This window comes from Heminiphilus faecis (assembly GCF_008728965.1).
Taxonomy (GTDB): domain Bacteria; phylum Bacteroidota; class Bacteroidia; order Bacteroidales; family Muribaculaceae; genus Muribaculum; species Muribaculum faecis.
In genome coordinates this window covers 90,657-108,964 of record NZ_VSMC01000007.1, presented here as the reverse complement: position 1 = coordinate 108,964, position 18,308 = coordinate 90,657, and the positions used below count along the sequence as shown (strand labels likewise).

10 protein-coding genes are annotated in these 18,308 nt (G+C 50.1%); 5 read left to right on the top strand and 5 right to left on the bottom strand.

Going from position 1 to position 18,308, the window contains the following annotated elements; genetic code table 11:
* Positions 1-203: 203 nt before the first annotated feature.
* From FW767_RS04595 to FW767_RS04580, 4 genes are read left to right on the top strand one after another with little or no spacing between them, the layout of a single operon-like run.
* Entirely contained in the window at positions 204-386 is a 183-nt protein-coding gene (locus tag FW767_RS04595) for a hypothetical protein (RefSeq protein WP_121698699.1), read from the top strand.
* A 28-nt stretch (positions 387-414) separates the two neighbouring features.
* Positions 415-2,043 carry a CTP synthase gene (locus FW767_RS04590; RefSeq protein WP_205523810.1) on the top strand — a complete coding sequence of 543 codons (1,629 nt, stop codon included), beginning with the start codon at positions 415-417 and terminating at the stop codon, positions 2,041-2,043.
* A complete protein-coding gene (gene yidC / locus FW767_RS04585; RefSeq protein ID WP_235898049.1) occupies positions 2,043-4,148 on the top strand; it encodes a membrane protein insertase YidC in 2,106 nt (701 codons plus the stop codon). The genes FW767_RS04590 and yidC overlap by 1 nt, the downstream gene beginning before the upstream one ends.
* A gap of 21 nt (positions 4,149-4,169) precedes the next feature.
* On the top strand, positions 4,170-5,345 hold the full coding sequence (locus FW767_RS04580; RefSeq protein WP_121698697.1) for an iron-containing alcohol dehydrogenase: 1,176 nt from the start codon (positions 4,170-4,172) through the stop codon (positions 5,343-5,345).
* Here FW767_RS04580 and FW767_RS04575 read toward each other — a convergent pair.
* From FW767_RS04575 to FW767_RS04555, 5 genes are all read right to left on the bottom strand, one after another.
* The gene (locus FW767_RS04575) at positions 5,323-6,252 is read right to left on the bottom strand and encodes a hypothetical protein (RefSeq protein WP_121698696.1); all 930 of its coding nucleotides are present in this window, start codon (positions 6,250-6,252) and stop codon (positions 5,323-5,325) included. The genes FW767_RS04580 and FW767_RS04575 overlap by 23 nt on opposite strands.
* 5 nt (positions 6,253-6,257) lie before the next feature.
* Entirely contained in the window at positions 6,258-9,602 is a 3,345-nt protein-coding gene (gene mfd, locus FW767_RS04570; RefSeq protein ID WP_121698695.1) for a transcription-repair coupling factor, read from the bottom strand.
* A gap of 4 nt (positions 9,603-9,606) precedes the next feature.
* Positions 9,607-11,292, bottom strand: coding sequence for a S41 family peptidase (locus tag FW767_RS04565; RefSeq protein ID WP_121698694.1), 1,686 nt, complete (start codon positions 11,290-11,292; stop codon positions 9,607-9,609).
* A 206-nt stretch (positions 11,293-11,498) separates the two neighbouring features.
* Entirely contained in the window at positions 11,499-13,115 is a 1,617-nt protein-coding gene (locus tag FW767_RS04560) for a RagB/SusD family nutrient uptake outer membrane protein (RefSeq protein ID WP_121698693.1), read from the bottom strand.
* Positions 13,116-13,149: 34 nt separating this feature from the next.
* Positions 13,150-16,380 carry a SusC/RagA family TonB-linked outer membrane protein gene (locus tag FW767_RS04555; RefSeq protein WP_121698692.1) on the bottom strand — a complete coding sequence of 1,077 codons (3,231 nt, stop codon included), beginning with the start codon at positions 16,378-16,380 and terminating at the stop codon, positions 13,150-13,152.
* 524 nt (positions 16,381-16,904) lie between these two features.
* On the opposite strand from FW767_RS04555, the gene frc reads away from it, so the two are divergent.
* The gene (frc, locus tag FW767_RS04550; RefSeq protein ID WP_121698691.1) at positions 16,905-18,209 is read left to right on the top strand and encodes a formyl-CoA transferase; all 1,305 of its coding nucleotides are present in this window, start codon (positions 16,905-16,907) and stop codon (positions 18,207-18,209) included.
* The last annotated feature ends 99 nt before the right edge of the window (positions 18,210-18,308 follow it).

Below are 18,308 nucleotides of genomic sequence, written 5' to 3'. Positions count from 1 at the left end.
AGACAGCATCTTTTTATAAGAATAATGCCTATAACGCACCTATTGTTTCAAAAAAATACTATCTTTGCCATATCATTCATTGAGAGATTTGAATTCAAGTATACAGTTTCGACCGTCGTAACCATACGACAGACCGAATTTTCCGACACACTTGCTTTACAGAATTCCGATGTCGGTTACATACGTAAATTCCCCTGCTTTCAATGATGACAGAATACGATAAAGGTGTGTTGCAGTTACCTTTGATACAAAATCGCATCAAAGGGAAATGTGAGACTAAAGATATCGCACAATCAACATTCACTAATTTTTCCGGGGAAGTCTCAGTTGTGAAACTGGGGCTTCTTTTTGCACCGACAATTGCTCCGTACCGCTATGATTTATAATTTAAAATCACTAACTTTGCGCCTTGGAATGAAAACTCCAATCAGTGTGGAAACAAAATATATATTTGTAACCGGTGGCGTTGTGTCATCCCTTGGCAAAGGGATCATCTCGTCATCGCTCGCGTGCTTGCTCAAAGCACGCGGTCTAAGGGTAACGATACAGAAGTTTGACCCATATATAAACATAGATCCGGGTACACTAAACCCTTACGAGCACGGCGAGTGCTACGTAACCGTCGACGGTCATGAAGCCGACCTTGATCTCGGTCATTATGAGCGCTTCACTAATGTACCGACAACACGCGCCAACAACGTCACAACCGGCCGCATATACCAAAGCGTCATCGACAAGGAACGCCGCGGCGACTATCTCGGCAAGACAGTCCAGATAATACCTCATATAACCGACGAGATAAAACGCAATGTAAAGCTACTCGGCAACACGGGCAACTTTGACTACATAATCACGGAAATAGGCGGCACTGTCGGTGACATCGAGTCGCTCCCCTATCTCGAAGCCGTGCGTCAGCTCATATGGGAACTCGGACACAACGCACTGTGCATACACCTGACTTATGTGCCTTACATCCACGCGGCCAAGGAACTCAAGACAAAACCCACACAGCACTCCGTGAAGCAGCTGCAGGAGGTAGGCATACAGCCCGACATTCTGATTCTGCGCACCGAGCACGACATACCCAAGGAGATGAGGCACAAAATCGCCCGGTTCTGCAACGTGGCTCCCGACTCCGTAATCCAGTCGGTCGATGTGCCGTCGATATACGAAGTGCCTGTCAAGATGCACGAACAGCATCTCGACGAAATAGTACTCAACAAGACCCAAGTGGCATTTGAAGGAGAGCCGCACATGACTCCGTGGTTAAACTTCCTAAAAAAAATGGAAAGCGCACGCGAAGAAGTCACGATAGGTCTCGTAGGCAAGTACGTCGAACTTCAGGACGCCTACAAGTCTATTAACGAAGCGCTGTTTCAGGCTGCCACATACAACGACCGCAAACTCAACCTCGTATACATCCATTCCGAAAAACTTAATGACGACAATGTTGAAGAGAAGCTCTTGCCGCTTGACGGAGTAATCGTGGCGCCGGGCTTCGGACATAGAGGCATCGAGGGCAAGTTTGTAGCGCTGAAATGGTGTCGTGAGCACGACATGCCCACTTTCGGCATATGTCTCGGCATGCAGTGCATGGTTATCGAATTTGCACGTAACGTACTCGGACTTATCGAAGCTAACTCGACAGAGATGAATCCCAACACTCCCGACAATGTCATCGACCTTATGGAAGAGCAGAAATCGGTCACCGATAAAGGCGGAACCATGCGCCTTGGAGCCTACGACTGCCGTCTTACACCCGGCTCACGGGCGGCTAAAGCCTACGGTTCCACAGAAGTCAGTGAACGCCACCGCCACCGCTTTGAATTCAACAGCGACTACAGAGAGCGCTTTGAAGCTTCAGGCATGAAGTGTGTGGGTGAAAATCCCGGCACACATCTTGTCGAAGTCGTCGAACTCCCCGACCACCGTTGGTTCATAGGCACTCAATATCACCCAGAGTACTCGTCGACGGTATTGAGCCCGAACCCTATATTCATAGATTTTATTAAAGCAGCCATCGCATATAAAAACGATAAATAATGGATAAAAACACAATGTTAGGACTGCTCCTGATGGGAGCTATCATACTCGGCTTCATGTGGCTGAACCAACCGGATCCACGCCCCGACAGCAAAATGCCGGTCGAGGAGGTGACAACAGATCAGGCACAGGCCATGACCGATGATTTACTGGCATCCAAGGCCGACACTCTTACTCCCGCCGAAATAACCATGCTTGCGGGAGCCATAAGACAATACGGCGAAGCCGACTCCACAGGCCGCTATGCGCTCAACACTCCGCAGATGCGTCTGTCAACCGACGGCAATACTGTCAACGGGTATGTAACGGTAGACTCTACCGACATCAACATAAACAATCTCGTACATCCTGAACTAAGCTCAACCGCACTCCCCTCGGTCAAGGCTATGAACCAAGCCATAGCTTCGGTTAAGTCAACGCTGCGCAACCTGTCGCAGTATCACGGTTTTGCCAGATATCTGCACGGCGAAAACAAGACGCTAAAACTCGAAAACGATGTGATATCGCTGGATCTTTCAAGCAAAGGAGGTATAATATCGCGAGCCGAACTGAAAAAATACGACTCTTACCGTGGCGGCAAGGTTGTAGTGATCAACGGTGACGATGACATATACTCATTCGTGCTCAACTCGGCCGACCGTGAGTTTGACACCCGTGACTTCTACTTCACTCCAGTTCAAGAAAACGACAGCACAGTGCTCATGTCGCTTAACCTCGGCAACGGCGCGTCATTCGGCATGCGCTATACCTTGGCTCCTGAAAGCTATGTAGTAAAGATGGAGATAGTACAGCAGGGCATGCAGTCGATAATTCCGTCCAATGTGGCAACAATGGACTTCCTGTGGAGCCAAAAGATGATACGGCAGGAAAAAGGGCGCATATTTGAGGAGCGCAATTCGGCAATCTACTACAAGTACGCAGGCGGCGATGTAGAGAATCTTAAAGAAACCTCCAACGACGATGAGGAAATCAACGAACGCATCAAGTGGATAGGCTACAAAAACCAGTTCTTCTCGATGGCGTTCATACCCAAAAGCCACTTTAACAGCGCCAACCTTACCTCGCGTGTGCTGACAAAGGAGCACTCCGAGTATCTGAAAGAGCTTGATGCCGTCACCACTCTCGATTACAACGCGGGCAACCCCGTGCCGGCCGCATTTGACATACTCATAGCCCCGAACCTCTATCCGCTGCTATCCGATCTGCAAAGCAACCTGCAGCCCGACGAGAACCTTAACCTGACCCGTCTTATACCTCTCGGCTGGGCACTTTTCCGATGGATCAATACGTGGATTATAATTCCAGTATTTGACATACTCGGCCATTGGTTCACCAACTATGGTATCATAATACTCTTACTTACCATATTCATAAAACTCATTATCTTCCCCTTTACCTACAAGAGCTACATGTCACAGGCCAAGATGCGTCTGTTGGCTCCGGAGATAAAGGAAATCAACGATAAGTATCCCGGACAGGAAAACGCAATGACGCGCCAGCAAAAGACGATGGCTCTCTATTCAAAAGCGGGAGCCAATCCTATGGCAGGCTGTCTGCCGATGTTGCTTCAGATGCCGGTGCTGATTGCCATGTTCACGTTCTTCCCGTCATGTATAGAATTACGAGGAGAGTCATTCTTATGGGCCAAGGACCTTTCGGCTCCTGACGCCATATTGTCATGGACAGGCAATATACCGCTCGTGACAGAGTATTTCGGCAATCACCTGTCGTTGTTCTGTCTGCTGATGACCGCGACCAATATAATATACACCAAGATAACTATGGCCAGCCAGCCGTCGAGCACAGCCATGCCCGGCATGAAGTGGATGATGTATCTCATGCCTGTCATGTTCCTTGTGTTCTTCAACAACTATGCGGCCGGTCTGTCATACTACTACTTCCTATCATTGCTCATCACTATCGTGCAGACCTACATTTTCCGTCATGTTGTAAATGAAGAGAAAATGCGCGCCAAGATGAGAGAGGCAGCAAAGAAGCCGCGCAAAAAGTCAGGCTTCATGGCCCGCCTTGAAGAAGCGCAGCGCCAACAGCAGGCCATGTTGCGCGAACAGCAGAAAGCCAAGAAAGGCGGAAACCGACGGTAACATTTGAAGCTATCGAAAGCTATGGACAATTTTATACTCCGGGCGCCTACAAAATATATATTCGGACGCGAAACGGAAAAGTCTGCCGGGCAGCAGCTTAAAGACTTCGGCGCCAAGAATGTGCTTATCGTATATGGAGGCGGTTCAGTCATAAAAAGCGGGCTTCTTGACCGTGTAAGGCTGTCGATTGACGAAGCCGGCATAAACCACATGGAGATAGGCGGCATCAAACCGAACCCGACTGATGACCAAGTCTATAAAGGCATAGACTTGGTACGCAGCCACGGCATAGATTTTCTACTTGCGGTGGGTGGCGGTTCGGTGATAGATACCGCAAAGGGCATAGCCTGCGGAGCACCTTATGAAGGCGATTTCTGGGACTTTTATTGCGGTAAGAAGATTGTGGATAAAGCTCTGCCGGTGGGTGTTGTGCTTACCATACCTGCTGCCGGAAGCGAAGGTTCCGGCAACTCTGTCATCACCAAACGCGACGGTCTGATAAAACTAAGTCTGCGTACAGAGAGTGCCCTGCGGCCCAAATTTGCCATAATGAACCCGGAGCTCACATTCACTCTTCCGCCATACCAGACTGCCTGCGGAATAGTCGACATGATGGCCCATATATTTGAGCGATATTTTACAAACACTCCCGACTGTCAAGTCACCGACCGTGTGGCCGAAGGACTTCTGACGGCTATAATGGAAGAGGCTCCGAAAGTAATAGCAAAACCGAACGACTATCAGGCACGAGCCAATATCATGTGGTGCGGCACCCTTGCCCATAACGGGCTGTGCGGCACAGGACGTGTGGAGGACTGGGCCTCACACTTCATGGAACATGAACTCAGCGCCATATATGACGTGGCCCACGGAGCAGGCCTTGCCGTAGTCAATCCGGCATGGATGACTTACGTGGCGACCAAAAATCCCGACAAAATATTGCAGTTTGCCATCCGCGTGATGAAAGTCAACGACGAAGGTATGTCTCAGGAAGACATCATACGTGAAGGCATAAGCAGACTAAAGGAGTTTTACATCAGCATCGGTATGCCGGTAACGCTGTCGCAACTCGGCATAGAGAACCCCGACTTAGACCGGCTTGTCAACAAACTGCATGAGCACAAAGGCAACCCCATAGGCAATTATGTCAGACTTACACCTGACGACACCCGCCTTATATATGAGATGATGGCCTGATAATGACCTGCGGCTTCAATGAAGGGCGGCAGCCCCAGCTCTCCTTGAACGCACATAAACCGTAATTTGGGATCGCGGCTTCGGTCGACGGTCCCAAATCCATTATATCAAGACCCTTGTCGCGATAGTATGATGACAACTCAAATGCCATGCGGTTCATGACTCGCATTGATGACGTTCCCGGAATGTCGCCCCAGTATATCAGCTGCACTATGCCCGGCGATACATGAAATGCTACTGCAGCGGCGACATCACGCCCCAATACATTCAGTACAAAAAAGTCGGCAGGTATTATCCTGACGGTATCTATGACCTCACGGCATGACATTTTTACAGGATAGCCTTTTGCTTCATGGTTCTGCCTGACTATATCATATACACGCACGATATCAGCTTCGTTTCCGTCAAGACACTCAAAAGCAAAATCGTACCGTAAAGCCTCCCTCAAAGCTCCGCGCGCCTTACGGCTCACCGTGACAGGCGACCGGAGATCGTAATGATAGCTGACATCATATGACATAACACATTGCGGCATACGGGAAAAGGCACTCACACTCTTTGTAATAAGACTATCATCGTACGGCACCGGTGGAAATACAATACGTACGGGACAAGCGGCGGCATCGGCAAAATCGCTCATACACCGGGCCATATGCTCTATATATTCCATGCGCTGACCACGCAACAGAGTGAAGCCCCCGAAAGGAGCCGAAAAGGGCGACTGCCACATACCGTCACGTAATCCGAGGACTATGCCGCCCCGTATCTTACCTTCGCGAAATACCATATATTTCACAGCCTCGCACTTTCCGCTGTTAAGTTCCGAAAAAGCGACAGTATTGTATACGTGCAGCGGCGACGGGAAAAGTCGTCCATACTCTTCAGGCGCGACATCGACAAGCTCCATCGTCGTCATATAGAGTTAAGCGACAGTATCTCCTGAAGCAGAGCCACTGCCTCCTCCACGGTAGGCACATCAGCTATGGCAAGACTGCGGCGTCCGTTTTTCTCCCTTATACGACAGCGTCGTGGATGCGCCTGAAGATAGTTCAATATACGGCCGAACATAGGCGACTGATAATATGCCTTATTATTATCATCGACAAAGTACATATACATCTGCTCTTGCTTGAGCACGATCTTCTCTATACCGAGACGCCGTGCAAGATAGCGCAGACGCGGTACTCGGAGCAGTTCGGCGGTGACTTTGGGTATCTTGCCGAATCGGTCCTCAAGATGCATTCTGAAGCGCTGCAGGTCAAGCTCCCGTTCTATGCCGTCGAGCTCTTTATACAGGCTTATGCGCTCGCCCTCCTGTGGCACATAATCAGGTGGAAGCAGAAGTTCCATGTCGCTCTCCACCGCACAGTCGGCCACAAACTCCTCTTCGCCGGATGTGCCGTCAGAAGCGGTAAGCGTGTCGGCAAACTCCTCGTTTTTCAACTCCATTACAGCCTCTTTGAGTATTCGCTGATAGGTCTCGTAGCCAAGGTCGGCAATGAAGCCCGACTGCTCTGCGCCGAGCAGATTGCCTGCACCGCGTATATCAAGGTCCTGCATGGCTATATGAATGCCGCTGCCGAGTTCGCAGAAACTTTCTATAGCCTGCAGACGACGGCGGGCTACAGGCGTAAGCGGAACATGAGGCGGAACAAGAAGATAACAGAACGCCTTACGCGAGCTACGGCCGACTCGCCCTCGAAGCTGATGCAATTCACTTAGTCCGAATTTGTGAGCGTCATTTATGACAATGGTATTGACATTTGGCATGTCTATGCCCGACTCGATTATAGTGGTGGCGAGAAGCACGTCATAATCGTGATTGGAGAAATCCATTATGGCTTTTTCCAGCTTTTCAGGCGGCATCTGACCATGGGCCACGATAGTACGTGCGTCAGGGACAAGACGCTTCACCATAGCCTCAAGGTCATAAAGTCCCTCTATGCGCGGATTCACGATAAACACCTGACCGTTGCGCGACATCTCGAAATTCACGGCCTCGGTGATTATGTCATCATTCAGAGCGTTCAGCGACGTAAGTATAGGATATCGGTTGACCGGCGGTGTGGTTATGGCCGAAAGGTCGCGGGCACCCATAAGTGAAAATTGCAGGGTACGCGGTATCGGCGTAGCCGACATTGTCAAAGTGTCGACATTTACCTTGAACTGCTTCAGTTTCTCTTTGACCGCGACACCGAACTTCTGTTCCTCATCGACAATAAGAAGACCAAGATCCTTAAACTTCACATCCTTGCCTATTATCTTGTGAGTACCTATAAGTATGTCTATTTTGCCTTCGGCGAGGTCGGCAAGTATGAGCTTCACATCCTTGGCCGAGCGCGCACGCGACAGGTACTCCACCCTCACGGGGAAGTCCTTCAGTCGGTCCTTGAACGTATTGTAGTGCTGGTAGGCAAGCACGGTCGTGGGAACAAGCACCGCAGTCTGCTTATTGTCGGTAGCTGCCTTAAAGGCCGCACGTATAGCCACTTCAGTCTTACCGAAACCCACATCACCGCATACAAGACGGTCCATCGGGCGTGCCGACTCCATGTCAGCCTTCACAGCCTGAGTAGCCGTAAGCTGATCGGGAGTATCCTCATAAAGAAACGAAGCCTCAAGCTCCTGCTGCAGATAGCTGTCGGGCGAATAAGCATACCCTTTTTCATCCTTTCGCGCGGCATAGAGCTTGATGAGGTCACGCGCTATATCCTTAAGCTTGGACTTGGTACGGTCCTTCATCTTGTTCCACGCGCCCGAACCGAGGCGGTTTATACGGGGTTCGGCACCCTCTTTCCCGCGATACTTCGACAGCTTGTGGAGCGAATGTATGCTCACAAGCAGCAGGTCGTTGTTCAGATACACCAGCTTTATCATCTCCTGCATGCGGCCGTTGACCTCGGTGCGTATAAGGCCGCCGAAACGCCCCACACCATGATCGACATGCACTATGTAGTCACCCGGTTCTATCTGTCCGAGCTCTTTTAGCGATAATGCCAGCTTACCTGAACGGGCGCGGTCACTCTTGAGATTATATTTGTGAAAGCGGTCAAAAATCTGATGGTCGGTAAACACGCATATCTTCACGGCATGGTCCACAAAACCTTCATGGACTGTCGTTATGACAGAAGTGAAGACAATATCGTCGCCACGGTCGGCAAATATGGCCCGCAGACGTTCTATCTGCTTCTCCGAGTCGCTTAATATATATATGGTGTATCCGTCGGCCAACAATTTGCTGAACGAATCACTAATCAGATCGAAATTTTTATGGTATATGCCCTGAGGCGTACACCCGAAGCCTATAGCCGCCTTCGTACCTGACGGCACATCGAGCGCCGACGTGAACGATACGAGCTTAAAGCAGGCAAGTTCATCGGCAAAACGTTCGGGGTCGACTACCTGTGACATAGCCGAAGCATCGCCTTCATCGGCAATTAACGCACTGCTGCTGAATGACTCGGCAGCAATAGCCTTAATCCGCTCCACGGTGTAAGCCGGATCACGCATCCATATCAGAGTATCATGCGATATGTAGTCAAGCAACGAGCCTTCGGAACTTGACGCGACATTGGAAGTGACCGATATGTCATCGAACTTACGCTCCGACAACTGAGTCTCAATATTGAAACTTCGTATCGACTCAATATCGTCGCCGAAAAAATCTATGCGGAAGGGTTCTTCGTAACTGTAACCGAATATGTCGAGAATAGAGCCGCGCACTGCAAAGTGCCCGGGATCGTAGACATAGTCCACCTCCTCAAATCCGTTTTCACGCAACCATTTTTTTATTTCGGTTATGTCGGCTGACGAACCGGTCGACAGCCGCAAAGTATGCTCGTCGATAGTATCGCGCGACGCTACTTTTTCAGCCAAAGCCTCGGGATATGTCACGACATAACGAAGTGCCGCATCAATGCCCCAGCGGTTCAGAACCTCTGTGCGCATTATCTGCGACGGAGGCTCAGGCTGTCCGTACTTGATGGAGCGTTTATAACCCGACGGAAACATAAGCACTGCACTTTCGCCAAGCGCTCTCGACAGGTCATGATACAGATACCCGGCATCGTCAAGCGAGTCACCCACGACAAGCACGGGAGCCGACAAAGGCGGCAACGACGCCATGAGCATGGGAGCCGACGAACCGGCAAGCCCATACATAGTCATATGCCTTACGGCATTGTCTTCAAGGGCGCCCAAGACCGCTTTCTTCCGCGATGCGGTCAGCATCTTGGCGCATAACTGCTCCAAGTCCATTGCGTCAAGACTTTTTTCGGGGTGACAGGATTGATGTATATCGTACTTTGTCGTTAAGTATCACAGCCGCCGAATCGAGAGCCGCGTCACGCTTGAGGGTCTGTATCACCTGTCCTTCCTGATAATAGTAACGCTTTATTATCTCTCCGGCAAGAATATCCACGATATCGTCACGGTTATTATCAAGGTCATGACCGAGATTATGCTTGAGCAGTTTTTCTATGACATCAAGCTCTTTTTTTACCGAGTCGTTCATATAGCCCTCGACCTCGGCGGTCTTCTTGAGCGCCGTCACCATCTGCTCGCATGCCTTGTCGTAATTAAACTTGTCGGGATTTATGAATGACTTGAAGTCGGTGAATATCGAGTCGGTTATGTCAAACTCCGCTGCAGGAACTATCACAGGATGTTCAGCTGCAAACTTCGTAGCGTAATCAAACGCCCAGTTGTCACTGACTATATTGTAGGTAAGGCGGTTCACCTCGCCGTAATCGATGGGCACATCGGGAGTGATACCGCCGCCGTCGCGCACCTCACGGCCGTGCACTGTCTTGAACACACTGGTAAGCGAGTCGGGAATGCGTGCCACAGATCCGTCGGGATTGCGGTGACTGTAGTCGATAGCCTGTATAAGTCGGCCGCTCGGTATGTAGTATTTGGCTATGGTCACTTTAAGCATGCCGTCGTAAGGCAACTGGCGGGTCGACTGAACAAGCCCCTTTCCGAATGAACGGCTTCCGATAATGACGGCACGGTCAAGATCCTGAAGCGCGCCGGCCGTAATCTCGGAACTTGACGCGGAAGCGCCGTCTATGAATACCGCCAGCGGTATCTTCGTATCAATAGGTGCCGATGTGGTCTTGTATACCTTCTCATTAAGAAGCCCTTTACCACGGGTACGCAACACTTCGGTATTTTTGGGGACAAAAAGGCCCACTATCTTTACAGCCGCCTCAAGCAGACCGCCACGGTTGCCGCGAAGATCGAGTACAATAGACTTCACGCGGGGGTCCTTTTTCAGTTCTATAAGCGCATTGCGCACGTCATTGGCCGCCTTGTCGGTAAACGACGTAAGATATATATATCCGACATTATCCTTAACCACTCCGTAATATGGCACGGCAGGCATCTGTATCTTGCGACGCACAAGGTCAAAGGTAATTATGGAGTCCTGCACATAAGGACGCTTTACCGTCACTTTAAGCGGCGTGCCCGCCTGACCTTTCAACCGCTCGCTCACCTGAGCGCTGTGCCAAGAGGTCACGGTGTCGTTGTCAATCATCATGATGAGGTCACCCGCTTTCAGTCCGGCCTCCTGTGATGGCGTGCCGAAATATGGCTCTGATATAAACACTCCTTGACCGGGCTTCTCCACAATAAGCGACCCTATGCCGGCATATTCGCCGGAAGTCATCATCGTAAGGTCTTCCTGAGCGCTTGCAGGAAAGTATTCGGTATAAGGGTCGATGTCGTTGAGCATAGCCGCAATGGCAGTATTGATCGACTTCTCGGCATCGATAGAGTCCACATAGTTGGTCTGCAACTCTTTATAAAGGGCATTAAATATATCGAGATTGCGTGTAATCTCGGCCTTGTTGCTGCGTGTAGCCGCAATAGCGCTTAACGCGAGTGCTCCTACAAAAGCCATAACAACCCCTCGGCCCAACAGTGAATTACGTCGTTTCATCATCCTTTGAAAAATTAAGTTGCTAAGTTACTCAATAATTATAACACATAACTCTTAAATTTGTCAAAATTAGCGAAATTTTTAAATTATACTATTATTATATAACAGACAGGGCACGCCTCACGGCGCGCCCTGTCATTAGGTCAATTTTTGTAGTAAAATCGTTACTTCTTAAGTAACATGACGGGAAACTTGTTCCCGTTTTTTCGTTATTGTACGAGGAAGGGCTGTGCTGAACCTGTGGGATTCTGATCGGCCGTAGTCAGCGCGGGGTTACCCTCGATCTCCGCATTAGGAATCTGATAGAGCAACACAGCTTCGCCTGCGGGAATTTTGAACTTGAACTCGTCGCCGCAGTTTTCGGCATTGCTGCGGTCGATGCCCTTGTTCAGGCGCATGCAGTCAAAATAAGCCATGCCTTCGCCCCAAAGTTCGATACGGCGCTGACGCCAGATCTCATCGCGTATGCCTTCGGGAGTAGTGGCGGGACATACATAGGGGTTCTCGGCATCAAGCCAACGATAACGGTTGACAAACGACTCAAGCATATCCTTACCGTCGCCCGGGCTTGAGCCCATGGCAAGAGACTCGGCCAAGATAAGCTGCATCTCCTCGATACGTATCAGAGGTACGTCGCAGGCACCGAGAGTCTGCTCAAGTACATCCTTATAGGGAGCGAATTTGGTAACGGCATAGTCGGGAGCACCCATTCCGTCAAGATATTGTGCGGCGGTATAGGGTCCGTACATGGCGCTGTAGTTGTATGCGTTAGAGTAGCGGTCAGTGCTGATCCACCAGCTCTTGCGAACGTCTTCATCGGGTATTTCGTCAAAGAAACCGCTGTTTATGGTCTGCCACATACCGGCGTATGCATATCCGTAAGAATAAGAGCCCATGAATCCGGTAAATGTATAAAGACCGCGGGCATCAACCTCCGATACGGGTATACCCCATATCCAGTTGTGAGTGTCAAGTACGTTGAAGCCCGGCACACCCGCTTCATCGACCGACAACGGATAGAAACTACCCGACATAAGCACGTCGTAAGCATCATCGGCAGCCTTGTCGTACTTCTGCATGCATAGGTATACTCTTGCGCGGATAGCCTTCACAACATCAAGATCGATATATCGGTTGTCGTCACGGAGAGCGTGCGAGTTACCGTCCATTAGTTCTTCGGCACGATTGAGATCATTGATCATCTGGGTGTATACGTCCCCTACCGACGAACGCTTGGCTCCGTTTATGAGAGCCTCCTCAGCATTCTTATCGGTGATGATAGGCACGCAAGGTGCATCTTCATTACCTACGTAATTGAACTGATATACCTGAGCGAGTACCCAATAAGCATAAGCACGTGCGGCATGGGCCTGACCGATATAAAACTTATATGTCTCATTGTCGGTATCGGCATCAATCATGCCGAGCACCTCGTTGGCAGAGAAGATGGTGTTGTACATAATACCCCAGATAATACGGGAGGAAGGGCTCGTAGCGGTATTGTCCTGAAACTTCACCGGCGCCTCAAACCATCCGTAAGCGCCCGGTTCGGTAGTGATGAAGTCCTGACTGCGCGAATCAAGAGTTATCATTATTGTAGGATAACCGAAGTCGAGCATATCATCATAAGCACCCTCGGTAGCGTAGAAGTTGGCAAAGATAGCGGTTACCGCATCCTTGAGTTTCTCGGGCATGTTCTCTATCACATCCTGACGCTGATCGTCAGTGATTATACCGCCCATCGGCTCCGTGTCGAGGTCGTTACAGCCGGCCATCATAACACCGGCAAGGGCCGTATATAATATTTTACTGAATTTATTCATCATTTAATCTTGTTGTGTGATTTTACAATATTATTTATCAGAAAGTCACCTTTATACCACCCGATACAGTGCGGAGCGAAGCATAGTAGCCGGCGGCACTCTGCACGTAACTCTGACGGGGATCAAGACCCTTGCGGGCCGACCAGAGAGCCACATTGTCGGCTGCCCCGTAAACGCGCACGGCTTCGATACCGAACTTCTGCGTGAAGGCTGCCGGCAAAGTGTATCCGAGGGTAATGTTGTTGATTGAGAAATAATCTGACTTCTCAAGCCAGCGGTCGCTTGTACGGTTTGTATACTGGGCGCCCCAGTCAAGACGGGGAACGTCGGTATTGGGGTTCTCGGGAGTCCAAGCATTGCGTGAGTCCACGTGCATGGCAGTACCCTTGTCAGATGAGTTGGCGCCGTGCATCAACAGCTGATAGTCATAGTCCATGATCTTACCGCCGAGCTGATAGCCGCACTGGATCGAGAAGTCAACGCCGTAAGCGCTCAGCGAAGTACCGAAACCACCGTATACAGGAGGCAGGATGTTGCCTGTCGACTGACGGTTGGCCACATAACCGCGGGCCGCGTTGCCGGAGTAAGCGAGGTTGTAGTCGGAGGTAGCCTCTTCGGTGCCGTCAGACTTCATTGCCCAATACAGAGCGTCGCCGTTCTCGGGATCAACCCCCGCATACTTAACAAGATAGAGCTGATACATGGACTTGCCCTCTTCATATATGCGAGAGCCGCTGATCCATGTACCGTTAAGCTCGGGAGCGAGCTTGATGACCTTGTTGCGTACGTAAGTGAGGTTGAAGTTAACGTCCCAAGTGATATGGCGGGTCTCAATCGGACGATAGATGAGCTCCAGTTCAAGACCGCTGTTACGCATCGAACCTACGTTCATAGGCATCGAAGAGAAACCGAGCGACGGACCGGTAGGGCGATAGTAAAGCATGTCTGAGGTCTGACGGAGGAAGTACTCGAGTGTACCGGAGAGCTTGCCCTGCCAGAAACTGAAGTCAAAACCGGTATTGAACGAGTTGGAGGTCTCCCATGTAAGATCGGGGTTACCTTTATAATAAAGAGTACCTACCGACCACACACCGTCGGCACCTGCCTGATTGTACTGGTTGATGTAAGCATAGTCGTTGCCTATGCCGTCGTTACCTTGCTGACCGAAAGAGGCCTTGAACTTAAGCATGTCGACATTCACGAAATCCTCCATGAACTTCTCTTTGGAGATGTCCCAAGCGGCCGATACGGACCAGAAGTTACCCCAACGATGACTCGGGTGGAAACGTGACGAAGCGTCACGACGATAGCTTACACTGCCGTAGTAGCGACCGTCATAGCTGTAGTTGACACGTCCGAATATACCGCGTGTGGCATAATTGTCCTGACTGCCGTATACATCTTTTTCGTCAATGATGTTGGAGAGCGTATGGTTATTGTTGTTGAATATGTTCATACCCTCGCCTCCCATTTCGTCGACTTGAAGCTCATAGCTTTCATAACCTACGAGAATGTCTACGTCATGAACTTCGGCAAATGTCTTGCGGTAGTTGGCAAGACCCTGAAGGTTGATCGAGCTTGTACGGGTAGAGAGTTGTTGTATCTGACCGCCGTAGTTGGCGAGCTGTCCGTACTTGCTGTTGGCAAGATAGTTGAATCGGCGGTTACGCAGATAGTAACCGGCGGTACCGGTAAGTGTAAGACCGTCGATGGGCGTGAGTTGTGCAAACCACTTGCCGTTGAACACGTCATAAAGATACTCCGACTTGTCATAGATGAGAGTACCGGTAGGATTACCTCCGGCGAGGAACGAACGTGAGTAGCGCCACTTGGTGTCACTTCCGGGAAGCACAGTGCCTGTACCGCGCATACCGAAGTCATACAGCTTGTTGCCGGTGATGGGGTCGCACACGATATTGCCGTCCACGTCACGTATAAACATAGGATAGATGGGAGCGATGAAGTTGGCCACGTACGAGGCATTGCCTGACTGTCCGGTAGACTGCTGCGACTGAGGGCTGTTCATAGCCTCGTAGGTGTACGAAAGATTAGTACCGATTTTGAGCCACTTCTTGGCCTGATACTCGGCAGTGGCGCGAGTGGCCAGACGGTCATAATTAGACTCCTTTATTATACCTTCGTCAGTAAGATATGACGCCGATACCATGTAGTTGAAACGATCGGTACCGCCCGATACGCTAAGGTTGTACTCCTGACGGAAACCGTCATGATAGGTACCTTTCTGCCAGTCATCGGGTATGAAGTAGTTGGTGGCGTCCTTATATCCGAGAGTGGCGTTGGGGTTCATTGTGCCGTCAGGGAGTATGAGGCTCTCACCTTCGGGGATGGTATACATCTGATAGCCGAAGATGTTGCTTGTGCCGGGGCCGGCGTTAATGCCGTTTACCGACCAGTTGTGAGCGAAGTCTTCGTCATAACCCATCGAGAGCACATAGTTGCGACGTGAGTTATAGAAGTCGAGCACATACTCGTCAGGATCAGTGATGACGTCGTAGTTGGGGATCATTCGGGAATTGGCACCCCAACGGGCGTCAAAAGTTATCTTGGCCTCACCTGCGCGACCTTTCTTGGTAGTAACGAGGATGACACCGTTGGCACCGCGCGCACCGTAAAGAGCGGCCGAAGCGGCATCCTTAAGTACGGTTATCGACTCAACGTCCTGCGGGTTGATTGAGCGCATGCCGCCGTCATAAGGTATACCGTCCACAACATAGAGCGGGCTTGTGGAAGCGTTGATAGAGCCGACACCACGTATGCGCACCGTAGGCTCGCTACCGGGTTGACCGGTAGTACTCTGCAGCTGCACACCGGCCACCGTACCTGCAAGAACTTTGGTGACGTCGGTCACAAGACGATCCTGAATTTCGGCTGCATTGACCACCGATGCCGAACCGGTGTAAGCCGACTTCTTGGCCGTACCGTAAGCCACGACCATCACTTCGTCAAGATTGTTTTCGGAATTGTGAAGCTTTATGAGCATGGGAGCGTCGGTTATATCGACCTCCTGAGTGCTCATTCCCACATAGGATACTTTGATTTTTGAGACTGAACGGTCGACACTAATAGTAAAGTGACCGTCAACATCGGTAGCGGTGCCCATAACGCTGCCTCCAACGGGAAGGATAGTAGCTCCCGCGAGGGGTTCGCCGTCGCCGGCGTACACAACCTGACCTTTAACTGTGCGCATCTGGGCCGATGCCGTCACTACAGTCAAGAGTGCGAAAAGTAACAAAAATACTTTCTTCATACTACAATAATTTATTTAGTTCTAAAATGGGGTTTCATGTAACCACCTGATTAGCAGGAAATTACCCCCCCCCAGAAGATTATTGCAGTATTACTGAAAGAGATAATTTTGTCAATAAAACAGAGGACAGACATTAATTATCCTCCATTACAAGCCCCGCATAAATACGAGACAAAACCGCGCCTCCGCGCAATAATTGTGGCAAAGATAACTAAAAAGTATTTAAGATTGCAAAATTCATCAAAAAAAATCTTATTTTTAACATTATGACAGCACAAACCTCATAACAAATTACAAAAAAGCATTAGTACTTATCCATAACATCATAATGATAATCCATCAATAAAAATAATAAGGACCCATATAAAAAACGGAATCAAACGGAGAGTGCCGTTTACTCTGCGTACACGCCTCCTTAAATTAACACATTCGCTGCCTAAATCTTATTTAACAAAACCTTTTGGCTATTACCGTGTTAATATTCTAAAATAAACATTTTCTATTACACACTAAAATTCAAGTTTATGAACACAGCTCCTCTACAAGGAATCAAGGTGATCGACTTCACAGAAGTGCAGTCGGGTCCCTCATGCACACAATTGCTCGCATGGCTCGGCGCCGAAGTAATAAAGATAGAACGTCCCGGAGTTGGTGACGCCACACGTAGTGAAATCCAGTTTGACCCTGACGAACCGAGTTATTACTTCCTGCAGCTCAACTCCGATAAAAAATCACTTGCCTTGGATGCCAAGACTCCTGACGGAAAGGAAATACTTACCAAGCTTATTAAGAGTGCCGACGTTTTTATCGAAAACCTTCATCCGGGAGCAATGGACAAACTCGGTTTCAGCTGGGAAGCCGTGCACGCCCTTAACCCGAAGTGCGTATACGGTACCATCAAAGGCTTCCCCTTATCGTCAAAATACAAAGACCTCAAGGCCTACGAACCCATAGCACAAGTGACAGCTGGAGCCGCCTCAACCACAGGATGGTGGGAAGGCCCTGACAACGTGCCAACTCAGTCGGGAGCCGCTCTGGGCGACTCCAATACCGGCATGCACCTCACCATAGGCATTCTCGCCGCCCTGCTTCAGCGTGAGAAGACCGGCGAAGGCAGCTTTGTCTACCAGTCAATGCACAACGCATGTCTTAATCTGTGCCGTATCAAAACCCGCGACCAGCTTACTCTTGACCGCTTAGGCTACCTCACTCAGTTCCCGCAGTATCCAAACGAAAAATTCGGCGACTTCGTTCCACGAAGCGGCAACCAAGAGGGCAGCGGTGTGCTCGGCTGGACTTATAAATGCAAAGGCTGGGAGACCGACCCCAACGCCTATGTATATGTCATACTTCAGCGCGGCGCCAAGCAGTTTGAACTCGCCGCCAAAGCTCTCGGCTTTGAAGACTGGCTTACAAATCCCGACTTCAACACGGCCGACGCCCGCGACAAGCACAAACAGGAAATCTACAAACGTGTCGAGACGTTCACCATCAACAAGACCAAATACGAGGTTACGGAACTCTTGTCGAAAGCAGGCGTGCCCGTAGGACCGGTATTGTCGACAAAAGAGATCATGACAGACGAGTCACTATACGACGGCAATACCCTTGTACGCATCAACCAAGGCGGTAAAATCGGAGAATTTGTGACTGTAGGAGTACCGTTCACCATATCCAACTACCAGCCGACCTACGGCCCGTGTCCGGAGCTCGGCGGAAATACTGACGAAGTCCTGTCGACACTCGGATATACAGCCGAACAGCTTGCACAATTCAAAGCAAACGGCACCACGGCACCTATGCCCAAGCCCGCAGAACCGGCCAAATAATACGCCTTGCAGGGACTCGATATATGCCACCATAGTGGTGCACGCCGGCAACGGCGCACCACTATGGATTTTTTCAAAGTCAACATTATTAATGATTTA